The organism is Azonexus hydrophilus, from assembly GCF_038368255.1.
GTDB lineage: Bacteria > Pseudomonadota > Gammaproteobacteria > Burkholderiales > Rhodocyclaceae > Azonexus > Azonexus hydrophilus.
In genome coordinates this window covers 1,396,578-1,412,492 of sequence record NZ_CP151406.1, presented here as the reverse complement: position 1 = coordinate 1,412,492, position 15,915 = coordinate 1,396,578, and the positions used below count along the sequence as shown (strand labels likewise).

Here is a 15,915-nt window from a genome sequence, read left to right as displayed (position 1 = left end):
GACGATACTCCAAAATGGGTAGGCGATACGTCATAGTAGGTGGCGTCAAGCAGCTTGGCTATTGGACTAAAGTACAGTTTTTCGGACTGTACCGAACGATCCGTGAATTACAGCTTAAGGCCGTTGATTTTCAAGGACAATTGCAGACGATCACGGGTACCGGTCTTGTCAAAAATGGCGGTCAGGTGAGCCTTGACGGTGCGCTCGGCAATTGACAAACGATTGGCGATTTCCTTGTTGCTTGCACCGCTGGCAACCATTGCAGCCACCTGCTTTTCCCGCTCCGAAAGCGTATCCGGCAAGGCAGCCTTGGCCGACGCAGGATTCTGATTGCTCAGGATGCGGGCCGTACGGCCGATCAATTGCTGCAACAGGTTCTGGCCGACCCACAAGCCGCCGTTACCGACCACCGCGGCAACCTGCTGTAGCACCTCGGGTGCCGCATGCGTGTTGCAGCAACCGGCCGCGCCGGCCGACAGGGCTTCGAGGATCAGCGCATCGCCCGGCTCATCGGCCAGGATCACGGTTTTTCCATTGCGGGCCAGCAGAGCAGGCAGAATCACGGTGATTGACTCCCCGGCACGCAGACGGCACCAGCGAATCGAAACATCTGCACCAGCACCGCCCTGCGCTGCCGCTCGCAACACCATCCGGGCAGCCGGCATGGCCGCCTGCCAGTTGGGCAGGAAGGCATGCTCGGTATCAACGATTTCGTATTCCATCAGCGCTCCGTCATCGCTACGCTCTTGGCCCGCAGAACCGGCTTGAGCAGATAGGTCAGCACGCTCTTCTTGCCGGTCATGATGTCAACCTCGGCCACCATGCCGGGAATGATCGGCAGGTTGGCGTCGCCGAAGCCCGGCTTGTTGGTGCGCACCCGTACCAGATAGAAGGCGTTGCCCTTGTCGTCGGTGACCGTGTCGGCACTGATGTGCTCCAGTGTCCCTTCCAGGCCGCCATAGATGGAGAAATCGTAGGCCGAGAACTTGACCATGGCCGGTTGTCCCGGACGCAGGAAGGCGATGTCGCGCGGCAGCACCCGAGCTTCGAGCAGCAGGGCATCTTCGAGCGGCACGATTTCGATCATGTCCTTGCCCGGCTGGACGACACCGCCGACGGTATTCACCAGCAAACGCTTGACGATACCCTTGACCGGCGAGCGGATCGACGACTGCTTGACCCGGTCGGACAGGGCAACACTACCCTCGGCCAGCCCGCTGAGCTTGGTGGTCGACTCGGAGAGCTCGCGGCCCGCATCGTTACGGAAGCTGAGTTCAACTTCCTCGATCTTGCGCTTGGCTTCATTGATGGCAGCCTGCACCCGGGTAATCTGGGCAGAAGCCATGTCACGCTCGCCGCGATAGCGCGAGACATCACGCTCAAGACGCAGCAGTTCGACTTCGGAAATGGCACCGGAATTGATCAGCGGGCGCGTCTGCGTCAATTCCTGCGAGGTCAGGTCATAGCCTTGCGCCGCCTGCGCCCGCCTGGCACTGGCTTCGTTCAGCTCCTGCTGGCGCTGGGCAAGCTGTTGCCGGGCAATCGACAGCGCCGCCTCAAGCTCGCTGCGCTTTGCGGCAAACAACTGCCCTTCCTGAATGGCGATTTCCGGCGCTTCGGCGACAACTTCTGCCGGCGGGATGAATTCGCTGCCCTCGGTAATCGCGCGCAATCGCGCCGTCCGTGCCAGCAGGCCGAGATACTGCGCCCGGTTTTCCTTGACCGACGAAACGAAACGGGTCTCATCGATCTTGATCAGGAGCTGGTCGATTTCGACGATCTCGCCCTCGCGCACCAGAATTTCGGACACTAGGCCGCCGTCGATCGACTGCAACACCTGCAATTGTTTGGACGGAATGACCCGACCCTCTCCGCGCGTCACTTCATCCAGCTGGGCAATCGCCGCCCAGACGACAAAGAGCACGAAGACCAGGCCGATCGAACGCAGCAGGAAACGCGCGCGCAGGGGTTCCTGGCGCAGCATGGCCAGATCGGCGTCGGTGGCGAAATCGACCACTTCGACGTCTTCGCGATTCGGCAGGCGGCCAAGCACCCGCTCGACCCGCGGCTTGTTGCGCAGCGCCAGCTTCTCGAGCCAGGCGTGCACCGTGGTAAAGGCTGTTTTCAGGCGGCTCACGATGCCCTCCCGATACGCCCGCTCTGCAGCGCCTGGATCACCTGATCGCGCGGTCCGTCGGCGACCACCTTGCCTTCATCGACGACGATCACTCGCGTCGCCAGATCGAGCAGGCTGTTGCGATGCGTGACGATGATCACCGTCTTGTGGGCGGCAATGCTCTTCAGACGCTGCTTGAATTGCTGTTCGGACGAAAAATCCATGGCGCTGGTCGGTTCGTCGAGCAGCAGGATCGGCGGATCCATCAGGAAGGCTCGGGCAATCGCCACCCCCTGGCGCTGTCCGCCGGAGAGGGAATCACCGCGCTCACCGATCATCATGTCGAAGCCATCCGGATGGCGATTGACGAAATCCGTCAGTCCGCCGGCTTCAGCCGCAGCGAGGATCGCAGCATCGTCGGCATAGGGCGCGCCGATCGAGATGTTGTCGCGCAATGTGCCGTAGAACAGGGTCACATCCTGCGCCACATAGCCGATATTGCGCCGCAAGTCGGCCGGGTCGAGCTGACGCACATCGACCCCGTCGATGCTGACGGCACCGCCGGTGGTCTGGTACAGACCCATGATCAGTTTCTGCAGCGTCGTCTTGCCGGAGCCGATGCGACCGATGATCACCACCTTCTCACCGGCCTTGATGCTGCAGTTGATGCCGCGCAGCGCGGAAACCTGGGTATTGGGATAGCTGAATTCGACATCGCGGAATTCGATGTCGCCGCGCAGTTCGGGCCGATGAACGAAATTGGCATCGGCCGGACGCTCCACCGGGTTGGCCATGACCTGCTCCAGCGAGGTCAATGCCACCTTGGCATTGTGGTACTGCATGAGCAGGCCGACCATCTGCCCCAGCGGCGCCACCGCGCGTGACGACAGCATGGTGCAGGCGATCAGACCACCCATGCTGAGCTTGCCGTCGCCGATCAGGTAAACACCGACGATGATCACCAGGACATTGACCACCTGCTGCATTTCCATCGCGCCGTTGGTCGCCGCTGCCGACAGGAAACGCATCTGGTTGTTGATGCGGGCGACAAAGGCAACCGATTTTTCCCACTTCGCCTGCATGATGCTCTCGGCCCCCTGGGTCTTGATCGTTTCGAGGGCCGTCAGGCTTTCGATCAGCGTGGCATTGCGCAAGGCACCGGCCCGATAGGTCGTTTCCGACAATTCGTGCATCTTGTGCTGCAGGACGTAGGCGTACACCAGCACGACCAGCATGGCGCCAAGCACCGGGAACAGCAGCGGCCAGGCAATCATGCCGATGACCAGCAGGAAGAGCATGGCAAACGGCAGGTCGATCAGTGTCGTCACTGTCGCCGAAGTAATGAAATCGCGCACCGATTCGAAAGAACGCAGGTTCGAAGCAAACGAACCGACCGCCGCCGGCCGCGCTTCCATGCGCACACCAAGGACTCGCTCCATGATGCGGGCCGACAGCTGCATGTCGATACGCGCACTGGCCAGATCGATGAAATAACCGCGCAAAGTCCGCAACACCATGTCCACCGCGATCACGATGCCGACGCCAAGCGCCAGCATCCACAGCGTTTCCAGCGCCCGGTTCGGCACCACCCGGTCATAGACGTTCATGGTGAATAACGGCAACGACAGGGCCATCACGTTGATCAGCAGCGCCGCCGCCAGCACATCGCGATAGACCGGCCACTGATCGGCCAAAGCCCCCCAGAACCAATGGCGCAGCTTGACTTCGCCAACCTGCGGCGTGCGTTTGTCGAAACGGAAATGCGGGCGGGCAAAGATGGCGACGCCGAGATAGCGCGCGGCCAGTTCGGCGCGGGGCATCACCACCGAGCCCTGGCCGGTATCCGGAAACAGCAGGCGGGCGTTCTCGCCACTATCGTCCCAACCGAGCAGGACACAGGCTTCGTCGCCCTTGAGCATCAACACCGCCGGCAACAGCACCTCATCGATACTGTCCAGCGAACGCTTGACCAGCTTGGCCGACAGACCGGCGCGCCCGGCCGCACGCCAGAACAAGGATGGCGTCAACAAACCATTTTCCAGCGGCAAGCCGGCGACCAGCGCCGCACGCGTGCTCGGCCTGCCGTGGATACGGGTCAATTCGACCAGGCAGTCGAGCAGTGGATCGTGGTGCATCAGATCCTCCCGCAGACCACTGACGGCCGCCTCACCTGAAATACTCATTTACTCCGCCTGCTTTCTGATATTTCCGACGATTCTAACCTTCGCTTCCGTCACAATTGCAAAACATTGCAAAGGACTGCTAAAACAATAGCATTTGCATATCAAGTCACGGTACGAAATCCGGCAAAACCCGTGACACACGATGATTGGCCAGACGCACGTAATCGGGCAAGCCCCTGCGGAAAGGCGGCGGGTCTTCGCCTTCGATCAAGGGCTGCAGATAGGTCCGGCAGGCCTCGGTGATGTGAAAGCCATCGACCGAAATGAATTCGGCCGGCATCCGGTGTTCCTTGTTGGCCACGGCACTCAGCGGCACTTCGCCGATTTCCCAGCGGTAGGGACGATCGGAAAGACGCTGCAAGGTCAGCATGATGTTGTTGCTGCCACGCACCGCCCGATCGACTGCGGCAACGCCGAGTGCATGCGCCTGCTCGACGTCGGTGCCGGACGCCAGGTGACGCGCCGCCCGCTGCAGATAATCGGCCAGCGCCAGGTGATATTTGTGGCCAAAACGGGCGTGAATCAGTTCGCCGATGAAGCGCCCGACGCCGCCGGCCCGGGTATGACTGGGCAAATCGTCGAAACTGCGCCCGCCAATCTCGCAGCCGCCGTCATCACACAAACCCTCGGCGACGGCGATGGCGCAATAGCCATGACGCTGCACGCATTCATCGACCCGCGCCAGGAAACGCTCGGCGTCAAATCTGACCTCGGGGAACAGCAGGATATGCGGCGGATCGCCTTCGCTTTCGCTGGCCAGGCCGGCAGCAGCGGCAATCCAGCCGGCGTGGCGACCCATCGCTTCGAGGATGAAGACCCGGGTCGAGGTGCGCGCCATCGACGCCACGTCGAAACCAGCCTCGCGCATCGAGGTGGCGACGTACTTGGCCACCGAGCCGAAACCGGGACAGGTGTCGGTCAGCGCCAGATCATTGTCCACGGTCTTGGGAATGCCGATCACCGTCAGCGGATGACCGAGTTCGGCCAGCGTCTGCGACAGATGCCAGGCGGCGCCCATCGAACCATCGCCGCCATTGAAGAAGAAATAACCGATCTCGTGGGCACGAAAAACCTCGACCAGGCGCTCGAAATGCGCCCGATGCGTGCTCAGCGGACCGAGATGGAAGCGGCTGGAACCGAAAGCGCCGCCCGGACTGTAGCGCAGGCGGGCAATATCCGCGTCGGACTCGCGGCTGGTATCGATCAGGTCTTCGGTCAGCGCGCCAAGAATACCGTCGTGGCCGGCGTAGACCTTGCCGATCCGTTGCGGATGCAGCAAATGCAAACGGCGCGCTTCCTGGATCAGGCCGCACGCCGTTGCGTTGATCACGGCGGTAACGCCTCCCGACTGCGCGTAGAAGGCATTGTTCGCCGTCATGGATTTACTTCAGGGCGTTGAAGACCGCCTTGGTGATGTCGTCGACCGAACCGACACCGGCAATCTTGCGCACCTTCGGTGCCGCGGCATCGCCTTCAGCTGCCCACTTGCCGTAGAACTCGACCAGCGGCTTGGTCTGCGAGTGATAGACATCGAGACGCTTCTTGACGGTTTCTTCCTTGTCGTCGTCGCGCTGGACCAGATCCTCACCGGTGACATCGTCCTTGCCTTCAACCTTGGGCGGATTGAACTTGACATGGTAGGTGCGGCCCGACGGCAGGTGGGCGCGGCGGCCGGCCATGCGTTCGATGATGTCGCTGTCCGGCACGTCGATTTCGAGCACGAATTCGATCGGCACGCCGGCATCCTTCATCGCCTGCGCTTGCGGAATGGTGCGCGGGAAACCGTCGAACAGGTAACCGTTCTTGCAGTCGTCCTGGGTCAGGCGATCCTTGACCATGCCGATGATCACGGCGTCCGGCACCAGGCCGCCCGCGTCCATGTGCTTCTTGGCTTCCAGACCCAGCGGGGTACCCGCCTTGACCTGGGCGCGCAGCATGTCGCCGGTGGAAATCTGCGGGATGCCGAATTCCTTCGAGATGAAGGTGGCTTGCGTACCCTTGCCGGCGCCGGGTGCGCCCAAAAGAATCAGTTTCATGGAAAATCCCTCTGGTTACGTATGAAAATTCTTGTTGTCGGCTGTTGTGGCGCCGTTCTCTAGACGGTCGAAGTTACCTGCTTATTTCCGCCCGGTCAAACAGTTTGCGCATCCTCTCGGCGTCCTCCGGGGTATCCACGCCGGGGGCCGGCGCCGCGTCGACCAGGGCGACGCTGATCCGGTAACCATGCCATAGCGCACGCAATTGCTCGAGCGCTTCGAAGCTTTCGGTCGGCGCCACGGACAGGCCGGCATAAGCCTTCAGGAAGCTCGCCCGGTAGGCGTACAGCCCGACGTGACGATACGCCGGAAAATCCGCCGGCAGGCTGGCACCGCCGCCCTCGCGGGCGAAGTGATCGCGAGCGTAGGGAATCGGCGCCCGCGAAAAATAGGCGGCATCGCCGTCGGCCCGCAACACCACCTTGACCACATTGGGATTGAAGAAATCGGCCGGATCGGCAATCGGATGGGCAACGGTAGCGATGTCGGCACCGCTGACCGCCAGCTGGCGGGCGGTGTGGACGATGATTTCCGGCTCGATCAGCGGCTCGTCACCCTGAACATTGACGACGATGGTGTCGTTGCTCCAGCCGCGCTGGGCGACAACTTCGGCCAGCCGGTCGGTGCCGGTCGCATGATCGCTGCGCGTCATCAGCGCGGCGAATTCGTGGGCTTCGCAGGCGGCCCGCACCTCGGCATGATCGGTGGCCACCCAGATTTCCTCGGCACCGGACAGGTGCGCCCGTTCGGCCACGCGCACGACCATCGGCTTGCCACCAAGATCGAGCAGCGGTTTGCCGGGCAGCCGGCTCGACGCAAAACGCGCCGGGATGACAACCTTGAAGGCCGGCGTGATCACGCTTCGTCGGCGCCCAGCTGGCGCGCCTCGTCTTCGAGCATCACCGGGATATCGTCGCGGATCGGATACGCCAGCTTGCACGGCTTGCAGACCAGCTCCTGCGCCGCTTTACGGTGTTCGAGGGGGCCCTTGCAGACCGGGCAAACGAGAATTTCAAGCAATCGGGCGTCCACGCAGCTTCTCCACTATCAAATCGGTCAATGCCGACGACACGTCGGCCTCGACGGGCAGCACCCAGGCCTCCCCCGTCGTCAGTCCAGCACATTTTACTGCATCCTTCTCGGTCATCAGCAGCACGGTGTCGTCGCCGAAGCGCAAGTCGGCCGCGACATAGGCGTGATGATCGGCAAAGGGGTGGGCGACAAACTCAAGCCCCAGCCCCTGCAGCGTCGCAAAAAATCGCTGCGGATCGCCGATGCCGGCCAGCGCGTGCAACTTCCTGCCGCGCAGCGCTGCTGCCGGGCAGCGTTGTGCCGGCTCGTCCAGACGCCAGAATTCGCCGGGCTGCAGACGCATGGCGAAGGCCGGCGTGCGGCCAGCCAGGCACTGCGCCGCAAAATCGTTGCCGATCACCGCATCGACCGATGCCAGGCGCCGCAAGGGCTCGCGCAACGGTCCCAGCGGCAGGCGCCAGCCGTTACCGGCGCCGCGCCGATCGAACACCGCCAGCTCGACATCGCGTACCAGGCGGTAATGCTGCAAACCATCGTCACACAACACCACATCGACTTCCGGATGGGCTGCCAGCAGCGCCTTGCCGGCCGCCGCCCGATCCCGGCCGACCCATACCGGCACACCGCTGCGCCGGGCGAGCAGCACAGGCTCGTCGCCAGCTTCCTGCGCCGGTGAGTGCGGCATGACCGGCCGCGCTGCGCCACCGGCGGCGCCGTAGCCGCGACTGACGATACCCGGGCACCAGCCACGCGCCCGCAGTTCGCCGGCCAGCCACAGGGTCAGCGGGGTTTTGCCGGCACCGCCGACGATCAGATTGCCAACCACCACCACCGGTACCGGCAGGCGTAACGGCCGGGTATGGCGACGACGCCAGGCAGCGACCGCGACGAAGAGCAGGTTCACCGGCAGCAGCAAGGGCAGCAAAAGCCACAACGCCGGCGTCAGCCGGCGTTGGAACCACTGTCGCTGCAACCAGCGGGCCAGCATCACTGCGCCGACTGGGTGGCGAAGGAAATATGCGGATAACCGGCCGATTGCGCCGCCTGCATCACATCGACAACGCTCTGGTGAGTCGCCTTGGCGTCAGCGTTGATGACGATCACCGGCTCGGCGCGATTGCCGGCCGCCTGCTGCAGCGCGACGGAAATCGCGGCAACGTCGGTGGTCGCCAGCGGCACCTTGTTGACCAGGATCTGGCCACCGGCCGTCACCGCCACATCGATTTCGTTCGGCTGCTTGTTCTCCTGGCTGGACTCGGCCGTCGGCAGATTGATTTCCAGACCGGAGAATTTCGAGTAGGTGGTCGTCAACATCAGGAAGATGATGATCACCAGCAGCACGTCGATCATCGGAATCAGGTTGATTTCCGGCTCTTCCCGGCCGCGTCCGCGCTGAAAATTCATGACTTACTTCCGGTCGCCGTGCATCACTTCGACCAGGCGCACCGCCTGCTGCTCCATCTCGACGACGAAACCGTCGACCAGGGCGCGGAAGTGACGCCAGAAGATCATGCTCGGGATGGCGATGAAGATACCGAAGCCGGTGTTGTACAGGGCGATCGAGATACCGTGCGCCAGCTGTTGCGGGCTGCCGGTTCCCGGCGCCTGCGAGGCGAAGATCTCGATCATCCCGACCACCGTGCCGAACAGGCCCATCAGCGGGCTGATCGAGGCGATGGTCCCGAGCGTCGTCAGGTAACGATTGAGTTCATGGGCAACCGCCGAGCCGGCCTCCTCAATCGATTCCTTCATGATCTCGCGGGAATTGTTGACATTGCGCAGGCCGGCGGCCAGCACCTGACCCAGTGGCGAGTGCCGATTCAGTTCGTCAAGCAGCTTGCTGTTGTCGGCACCGCGACGAAATTCCCCGACGGCCCGCTGCAACAAACCGGGCGGAACAATCTTGGCACGACGCAAGGCGATAGAACGTTCGATGATCAGCGCCACCGAGATGACCGAAGCCAACAACAAGGGCCAGATGGGCCAGCCGGCCGCTTTGACGATTTCAAACACGTGACATTGTCCTTGAGGAGAATTCAGTCCGCAATTCTGCCTCCCCATCGCCCCCGGGGCAAGCATAACGAATTCCCGGCCCTGCCGGCGCTTATCCCCAGAAGCTGTGGATAAGTCTGTGGAACAACTGTGCCCACTCGCCGCAAACCCGCAAAAAACAAGGATTTCCCTTACCCTGCCAAAAAACGAGGCATAAAATTAAAACGCTTAATATTCAACATCTTAAACACTATCAAAAATGTCAAGCGTCTATCACTGCGCCAAAAGCCCGGGTAGAATCCGCCCATGCCCGAGACCACACTCCCTGTCAATAACTCTGTTCTCAGCGTCAGCACGCTCAACCGTCTGGTGCGCGACTGCCTGGAGTCCGCCTTTCCCCTGAGCTGGGTCGGCGGCGAAATTTCCAACCTGACTTACGCCGCCTCCGGACACGTCTATTTCTCGCTCAAGGATGCCGGCGCCCAGGTGCGCTGCGTGATGTGGCGCAGCCGCGCACAGACCCTCGGCTGGCGGCTGGAGAACGGGCAGAAGGTCGAGGCCAGGGCACTGGTCTCGTTTTACGAGCCACGCGGCGAGTTCCAGCTGAACATCGAAGCCATCCGCCGCGCCGGCCAGGGAGACCTGTTCGAACGCTTCCTGCGGCTCAAGGCGCAACTGGAAGCCGAAGGCCTGTTCGATCCCGGCCGCAAGCGTCCGCTGCCAAGTTTCCCGCCGCGCCTGGCCATCGTCACCAGCCCGCAGGCCGCCGCCCTGCGTGACGTGCTCAGCACCCTGCACCGACGCGCACCGCATGTCGCCATCAGCCTGTTCCCCACCCCGGTCCAGGGCGACGGCGCCGGCCCGCGCATTGCTGCCGCCATCGCCGCAGCCGCGGCCAGCGATTGCGCCGCCATCATCCTCTGTCGCGGCGGTGGCAGCATCGAAGATCTGTGGGCCTTCAACGAGGAATGTGTCGCCCGCGCCATCGTCGCCAGTCGCCTGCCGGTGATCAGCGGCGTCGGTCACGAAACCGACTTCACCATTGCCGACTTCGCCGCCGACCATCGCGCCGCCACCCCCACCGCCGCGGCCGAACAGGCCGCGCCGGAACGCCAGCAGCTGCTGGCCCTGCTCGCCCGGCAGCAGCAACGCCTGCAGCAACTCGGCCAGCGCCGTCTGGCTGACCGCCAGCAGGCGCTCGACTGGCTGCGCAGTCGGCTGGTGCATCCGGCCGAACGCATCGAGCGACAGCGCCAGACCATCCGCGAGCTTGCCCGGCGCCTGCAACAGGCCGGCCAATGGCAATCCACGCGCCGACAGATGAAACTAAATGCCCTGAACGGCAGTCTGAAGCAACTCGATCCGCTTGCCGTGCTGTCGCGAGGCTACGCGCTGGTCACCGGCCCGGACGGCCGCGCCCTGCGCGACGGCAGCTCGGTCAGTACCGGCGACAACCTGGATATCCGCCTGGCAAACGGTCGCCTCGCTGCCGCCGTGACGCAGATTGTGGCACCATCGCAAGCTGACTAGAATTTTGCTTTACCCCCTCAAACACAACGGAGAAAACAATGGAACATCAACTGCCCGCCCTGCCGTACGCCAAGGACGCCCTGGCCCCGCACATGTCGGCCGAGACCTTCGACTACCACTACAGCAAGCACCACAACGCCTACGTGGTTAACCTGAACAACCTGATCAAGGGCACCGAATACGAAGCCCTCGACCTCGAAGCCATCGTCAAGAAGGCGCCGGCTGGCGGCATCTACAACAACGCCGCCCAGGTCTGGAACCACACCTTCTTCTGGAACTGCATGAAGCCGAACGGCGGCGGCGCCCCGAGCGGCGCCCTGGCTGCCGCCATCGACGCCAAGTGGGGTTCGCTGGACGCTTTCAAGACCGCCTTCCAGACCTCGGCCGTCGGCAACTTCGGTTCCGGCTGGACCTGGCTGGTCAAGAAGGCCGACGGTTCGCTCGACATCGTCAACATGGGCGCCGCCGGCACCCCGCTGACCACCGGCGACAAGGCCCTGCTCTGCGTCGACGTCTGGGAACACGCCTACTACATCGACTACCGCAACCTGCGTCCGAAGTTCGTTGAAACCTTCCTGAACAATCTGGTTAACTGGTCGTTCGCGGAAGCCAATTTCGCCGGCTAAGCCACTGCCAACGCAATCCCCGGGGAGACAAGAGCTCCCCCTTTTTTTGCCCGCCCGCCGGGCGACAAAGCCACCTCTCCCGCCCGACGGCAACGATGAACGCACCCGCCAGCGCCAGTCCCGAAACGCAACTGAAGATCCAGCTTCTCGGCAAGGTTTCGCTCAGCCTGGACGGCGTCGAGCACGGCAATTTCGCCTACGACAAGATCCGCGCCCTGCTCGGCTACCTGGCCGCCGCGCCGGGCCAGTGGTTTCGCCGCGACGCGCTGGCCGAACTGCTGTGGCCCAACGCCAGCGGCGAAGCGGCACGGATCAGCCTGCGCCGCGCCCTCTACGAGCTGCGCCAACTGTTCGAGACAATCGGCATCGACCCGCTCCAGGCCAACCGCAACTCGATCGGCTTCTTCCCCGACCGGCGAGTCAGCATCGATCTCGTCGAATTCATCGCCGACGCGCCGGGCGACCACGAGACGACGGCCGCGATGCAGGCGCTGGCCAGACAAGCCGCGCTGTACTGGGGCAATTTCCTCGAAGGCGTGCAGGTCGCCGATTCGGCAGAGTTCGACCACTGGCTCCAGGTCCGCCGCGAAGCGCTGCTGCAGCGGGCGATCGGCATGCTCGACCGGCTCGTCGCCTGGCATGCCCGCCAGGGCCAGCGCGAGGCCGCGATCCGCCACGTCCGGCGCAAGCTCGAACTGACGCCGTGGATCGAGGCCAATTACTGCCAGCTGATGGAACTGCTGGCCGAAGACGGCCACTACGGCCAGATCTGGCAGACCTATCTCGACTGCCAGCGCTACCTGCAGCGGGAAATGGGCCTGGAACCGGAAAGCCGGACCACAGAACTGGCCCAGCGCCTGTGCCGCGAACAGGCCATTCCCCCACAGCAACCGGCGCGCGTGCTCCAGCGCAGTCCGCTGACCGTACTCGCCTGCCGCATCTCGCCGCCAGACGGCGCCGCCAGCGAGGACTATTTCTCCGAACTGGCTGCCGCCGCCGGCAGCGTCCGCGATGTCGTCCAGCGGCACAACGGGCGTTTTTCGGCAATCCACGCCAACCTGTTGATTGGCTACTTCGGCTTTCCGAAAGCCCGCGAGCAAGCCGCCCGCGAAGCGATCAACGCTGCCCTGGAAACCCGTGCCTGCATTTCCAGCTTTTCCCGCATCGAATGCCGCCAGGCACTGCATCGGGGACTGAGTCTGCTCGACGAGCGCTACGCCTTTCCCGACGTCGATGGCGGCATCAGCCAGCAGGCCATCGCCATGCTCGGCAAAGTCCAGCGCAACGATATCCACGTCTCGCCCGGGATGTTCGAACAGATTCGCGAGCACATCGGCGGCCAGCCTGTGGACGATGGCAACATCCGCATCCGCGAACGGCGCGAGCGCCCCCTGACCCGACGCCGGGCGCTCAGCCACCCGCTGGTCGGCCGCCGCCAGGAAATGCATTTCCTGCTCGAATGCTGGCGCGACGCGGCCAATCTCGGCATCGCCTGCGTCCAGATCACCGGCGAACCCGGCATCGGCAAATCGCGCCTGCTGCAAGCCCTGGTTCGCCAGCTGCGCAGCCGCGGCGCGCGCGCCAGTACCCTGCACTGCCTGCCGGAAACCCAGCACGCACCCTACCAGCCGATTGCCGCCGCGCTGGCCAGAATGCTGCGTGACGACGCCAACCAGCCCCAAGCCGAACGCCAGGCTCGCCTGAAGAAACGAATCGAGCGTGGCCCGGGTTTTCTTGCCGATCATGCCGAAGTCATCCAGCGCCTGCTCGGCCTGCCCTCCGCCCTCGACGCCATCAGCGACGGGCAACAGCTGACCGGACGCATCGAAGACGGCATCAGCCGCCTGCTTGACGACATGACCGAAGGCGAACCCTGGCTGCTGGTCGTCGAAGACACCCACTGGTGCGACAGCGAAACCCTGGCACTGCTGCGCCGGCTGGCTAGCGAACGTTGGCGCCGGCGCCGGCAGCCGCTGCTGATCGTCACCACCTCGCGCCACCCCGAACACATCGGCGACTACGCACCGCAACTGGCCCTCGCCGCGCTGCCCGGGGAAGAAACCGCCGAACTCGCCCGCAGCCTGGTCAACGACAGCCTCGACGCAGCCCGCATCGCCGATGTCGTCCGGCGTTCGGACGGCGTCCCGCTCTACGTCGAACAGCTGCTCTACGCCTTCGACCAGGGACTGGCCGAGGAGGGCATTCCCGGCAACCTGCACGACCTCCTCGCAACCCGGATCGACGCCCAGGGACGTCATCGCAAGCTGGCCCAGCAAGCCGCGGTGATCGGCCGGGAGTTCGAGCCGCAGCTGCTCGCCGCGCTCTGGGACGATACCGAGGAAAACCTCCACGCCGGCCTGGCCGCCCTGCGCAGCAACGGACTGATCACCGCCAACCAGACCCTGCCGTCGTTCCGTCACGCGTTGATCCGCGATGCCGCGCTGCAGTCGATTCCCAACGAGGAAAGGCGGCGCATCCGCCTACGCCTGGCGCGGGTATTGCGATCGCAGTTCAGCGAAAGGGTCAATCGCCATCCCGAACTGCTGGCCATCCATCTGGACGACGGCGAAGCCCCGGAAACCGCCGCCACCTGGCTGGCAGCCGGGCACCGAGCCGCCGGCGCCTCGCTGCAGCAGCAGGCCGCGCATTTCTTCCGCAACGGCCTGGCGGCGCTGCGCTTCATCGGCGACGCCCGACAAGCGCGCGAAACCGAGTTTCACCTCCGCGTCGGCCTGGGCACCGCGCTGCTTGCCACCCAGGGTTACGGCAATGCCGAAAGCCGCGAACTGCTGGCCGGGGCGCTCGCACTCTCCGACCGCCTGGGCAGCGACATCGAGGTCATCCGCGTACTCTGGGGCCTCTGGCTGGGTGGTCGCTCGACCGGCTCGACCGAACATCCGCTGGCACTGGCCCGACACCTCGAGCAGGCAGCCCGCGGCAGCGACGATCCGGGCATCCGCCTGCAAGTAGCCTACGCCTACGGCAACAACTATTTCTGGCTGGCCCGCTACGACGAAGCCAGGAGCCACCTCGAAACCGCCATCGAGTTCGGACGGGTGGACGATGGCGGGCAACGGATCGAACGCTTCGGTGAAAATAGCGCCGTACCGGCCCGCGCCTTCCTGTCCTGGATCGAGTGGATCGAAGGACGTCCGGCACTGGCGCTGGCGCAAGCCGACGCCGCCATTGCCGAGGCCCGCGCCTGCAAGCACGCGCACACGCTGGCCTTCGCCCTGACCTTTGCCGCCGTGCTCGGCAAGCACCTGCGCCGTCCCGAGCTGGCTGGCCAACACCTCGGCGAACTCGCCGAACTGGCACAAAGCAACGGCCTGCAGCTCTGGCAGGCAACCGCCGCCCTGGTCACCGGCTGGGTCCGTTGCGCCACCGGCGACGACAGCGGCCTGGCCTTCATCGAACAGGCTGCCGAGGCGGCGCACCGTGCGATGTCCGCGGTCGAGGCGACCTTCCTGGCCTTCTGGCTCGACGCCCTGCACCTGCTCGGACGCCTTGACGAAGCCGAACAGCTGGCGGCCCGCTGCATGAGCGTCATCGTCCACACCCAGGACAACTACCTGATTCCGGAAATACGCCGCATTCAGGGCGAAATCCAGCTCGCCCGCGGCAGCGCCGGGCGCCCGACGGCACTCGCGCTATTTGGCGAAGCCCTGGAACAGGCCCGCGAACAGGGTGCGACGATACTGGCGCTGCGCGCCGCCAGCAGTCTGGTCCGCCACAGCCCTTCGCCGGACAACCGGGCAATCTTGCGCCACTGGCTGTCCCGCTGCGATCAGGAAATCGACATTCCCGACCTGGTCGAGGCAAAGGCCCTGCTGGACCAAATGCCCCATTGACCGCTGCTCAGCTGTCGGCAGGCGTATCCGGGCAAGGCAGCACATCGTGCTGGGCAAACCAGCGCTCGCCCTCGCAGGCGGCGCCGCCGCCGGGTGCGCTGTAGTTGATCGTCAATTCCTCGCCGGCCTCGATCCGTCGCGCCGCCAGGAAAACGATGGCGTTGTTCTCGACATCGCCGCGGTAAACCATGTTCGCCGGATTGGCATGGTTGTACAGACTGCCGTAGCCGAGGGCCAGGGCCTGCAGCGATGCGCCGCCGGTCAGGCCTTGCCAGCTGAAGGCATAGTGGGTGATTTCCACCGGCAGATCGAAATGCTTGCAATCGACCAGCACGACCGGCGACACTTCGACCAGTTCGCCCGGCAGGAATACCTTCCCGGCAAAGACCCCGCGCCCCCTGGCGGTCCCGGTCTGCGCCACATGGATCGTCGGTGGCAAGACTTTTTTCACGCAAGAACTCCGCAAAAATACGCAAGCGGGCTGCCTGCAGCAGGCAGCCCGGGTAAGGGCCAGACGAGCTGGCCGCGTCAAGAATAACCGATCCCCTC

14 protein-coding genes are annotated in these 15,915 nt (G+C 64.1%); 3 read left to right on the top strand and 11 right to left on the bottom strand.

The genetic code is table 11. The features are described from left to right. Positions 1-107: 107 nt before the first annotated feature. From AADV58_RS06885 to AADV58_RS06840, 10 genes are all read right to left on the bottom strand, one after another. Positions 108-722 (bottom strand): helix-turn-helix transcriptional regulator, encoded by a 615-nt coding sequence (locus AADV58_RS06885; RefSeq protein WP_051295537.1) that lies wholly within the window; start codon positions 720-722, stop codon positions 108-110. Further along, a complete protein-coding gene (locus AADV58_RS06880; RefSeq protein ID WP_028996072.1) occupies positions 722-2,137 on the bottom strand; it encodes an HlyD family type I secretion periplasmic adaptor subunit in 1,416 nt (471 codons plus the stop codon). The genes AADV58_RS06885 and AADV58_RS06880 overlap by 1 nt, the downstream gene beginning before the upstream one ends. Continuing rightward, complete coding sequence (locus tag AADV58_RS06875) at positions 2,134-4,299, bottom strand: type I secretion system permease/ATPase (protein WP_341744396.1); 2,166 nt, start codon at positions 4,297-4,299, stop codon at positions 2,134-2,136. The genes AADV58_RS06880 and AADV58_RS06875 overlap by 4 nt, the downstream gene beginning before the upstream one ends. A 106-nt stretch (positions 4,300-4,405) precedes the next feature. Continuing rightward, a complete protein-coding gene (locus tag AADV58_RS06870) occupies positions 4,406-5,677 on the bottom strand; it encodes a 6-phosphofructokinase (protein WP_281981909.1) in 1,272 nt (423 codons plus the stop codon). A gap of 4 nt (positions 5,678-5,681) precedes the next feature. Then, entirely contained in the window at positions 5,682-6,335 is a 654-nt protein-coding gene (gene adk, locus AADV58_RS06865) for an adenylate kinase (RefSeq protein ID WP_028996075.1), read from the bottom strand. Between the two features lie 73 nt (positions 6,336-6,408). After that, positions 6,409-7,191 carry a 3-deoxy-manno-octulosonate cytidylyltransferase gene (gene kdsB, locus AADV58_RS06860; RefSeq protein WP_028996076.1) on the bottom strand — a complete coding sequence of 261 codons (783 nt, stop codon included), beginning with the start codon at positions 7,189-7,191 and terminating at the stop codon, positions 6,409-6,411. Continuing rightward, a complete protein-coding gene (locus AADV58_RS06855) occupies positions 7,191-7,367 on the bottom strand; it encodes a Trm112 family protein (protein ID WP_028996077.1) in 177 nt (58 codons plus the stop codon). The genes kdsB and AADV58_RS06855 overlap by 1 nt, the downstream gene beginning before the upstream one ends. Continuing rightward, positions 7,348-8,355: a tetraacyldisaccharide 4'-kinase gene (gene lpxK / locus AADV58_RS06850; protein ID WP_341744395.1), complete on the bottom strand. Its 1,008-nt coding sequence runs from the start codon at positions 8,353-8,355 to the stop codon at positions 7,348-7,350. Before lpxK ends, AADV58_RS06855 begins: the two co-directional genes overlap by 20 nt. Beyond that, the gene (locus AADV58_RS06845; protein WP_028996079.1) at positions 8,355-8,771 is read right to left on the bottom strand and encodes an ExbD/TolR family protein; all 417 of its coding nucleotides are present in this window, start codon (positions 8,769-8,771) and stop codon (positions 8,355-8,357) included. Before AADV58_RS06845 ends, lpxK begins: the two co-directional genes overlap by 1 nt. Positions 8,772-8,774: 3 nt before the next feature. After that, a complete protein-coding gene (locus tag AADV58_RS06840) occupies positions 8,775-9,380 on the bottom strand; it encodes a MotA/TolQ/ExbB proton channel family protein (RefSeq protein ID WP_028996080.1) in 606 nt (201 codons plus the stop codon). Positions 9,381-9,665: 285 nt separating this feature from the next. On the opposite strand from AADV58_RS06840, the gene xseA reads away from it, so the two are divergent. From xseA to AADV58_RS06825, 3 genes are all read left to right on the top strand, one after another. Next, positions 9,666-10,889, top strand: coding sequence for an exodeoxyribonuclease VII large subunit (xseA, locus tag AADV58_RS06835; RefSeq protein ID WP_341744394.1), 1,224 nt, complete (start codon positions 9,666-9,668; stop codon positions 10,887-10,889). Between the two features lie 38 nt (positions 10,890-10,927). Next, a complete protein-coding gene (locus AADV58_RS06830) occupies positions 10,928-11,515 on the top strand; it encodes a superoxide dismutase (RefSeq protein WP_028996082.1) in 588 nt (195 codons plus the stop codon). A gap of 95 nt (positions 11,516-11,610) precedes the next feature. Next, positions 11,611-15,366: an AAA family ATPase gene (locus tag AADV58_RS06825; protein WP_341744393.1), complete on the top strand. Its 3,756-nt coding sequence runs from the start codon at positions 11,611-11,613 to the stop codon at positions 15,364-15,366. A 7-nt stretch (positions 15,367-15,373) separates the two neighbouring features. Here AADV58_RS06825 and AADV58_RS06820 read toward each other — a convergent pair whose 3' ends face one another. Continuing rightward, positions 15,374-15,817: an SET domain-containing protein-lysine N-methyltransferase gene (locus tag AADV58_RS06820; RefSeq protein WP_051295539.1), complete on the bottom strand. Its 444-nt coding sequence runs from the start codon at positions 15,815-15,817 to the stop codon at positions 15,374-15,376. Between the last annotated feature and the right edge of the window lie 98 nt (positions 15,818-15,915).

Excerpts from the sequence above, each read along its gene's own strand:
- AADV58_RS06885 (WP_051295537.1), bottom strand. The coding sequence starts at position 722 with ATGGAATACGAAATCGTTGATACCGAGCATGCCTTCCTGCCCAACTGG.
- AADV58_RS06875 (WP_341744396.1), bottom strand. The coding sequence starts at position 4,299 with ATGAGTATTTCAGGTGAGGCGGCCGTCAGTGGTCTGCGGGAGGATCTG.
- AADV58_RS06870 (WP_281981909.1), bottom strand. The coding sequence starts at position 5,677 with ATGACGGCGAACAATGCCTTCTACGCGCAGTCGGGAGGCGTTACCGCC.
- adk (WP_028996075.1), bottom strand. The coding sequence starts at position 6,335 with ATGAAACTGATTCTTTTGGGCGCACCCGGCGCCGGCAAGGGTACGCAA.
- lpxK (WP_341744395.1), bottom strand. The coding sequence starts at position 8,355 with ATGCTGGCCCGCTGGTTGCAGCGACAGTGGTTCCAACGCCGGCTGACG.
- AADV58_RS06845 (WP_028996079.1), bottom strand. The coding sequence starts at position 8,771 with ATGAATTTTCAGCGCGGACGCGGCCGGGAAGAGCCGGAAATCAACCTG.
- xseA (WP_341744394.1), top strand. The coding sequence starts at position 9,666 with ATGCCCGAGACCACACTCCCTGTCAATAACTCTGTTCTCAGCGTCAGC.
- AADV58_RS06830 (WP_028996082.1), top strand. The coding sequence starts at position 10,928 with ATGGAACATCAACTGCCCGCCCTGCCGTACGCCAAGGACGCCCTGGCC.
- AADV58_RS06825 (WP_341744393.1), top strand. The coding sequence starts at position 11,611 with ATGAACGCACCCGCCAGCGCCAGTCCCGAAACGCAACTGAAGATCCAG.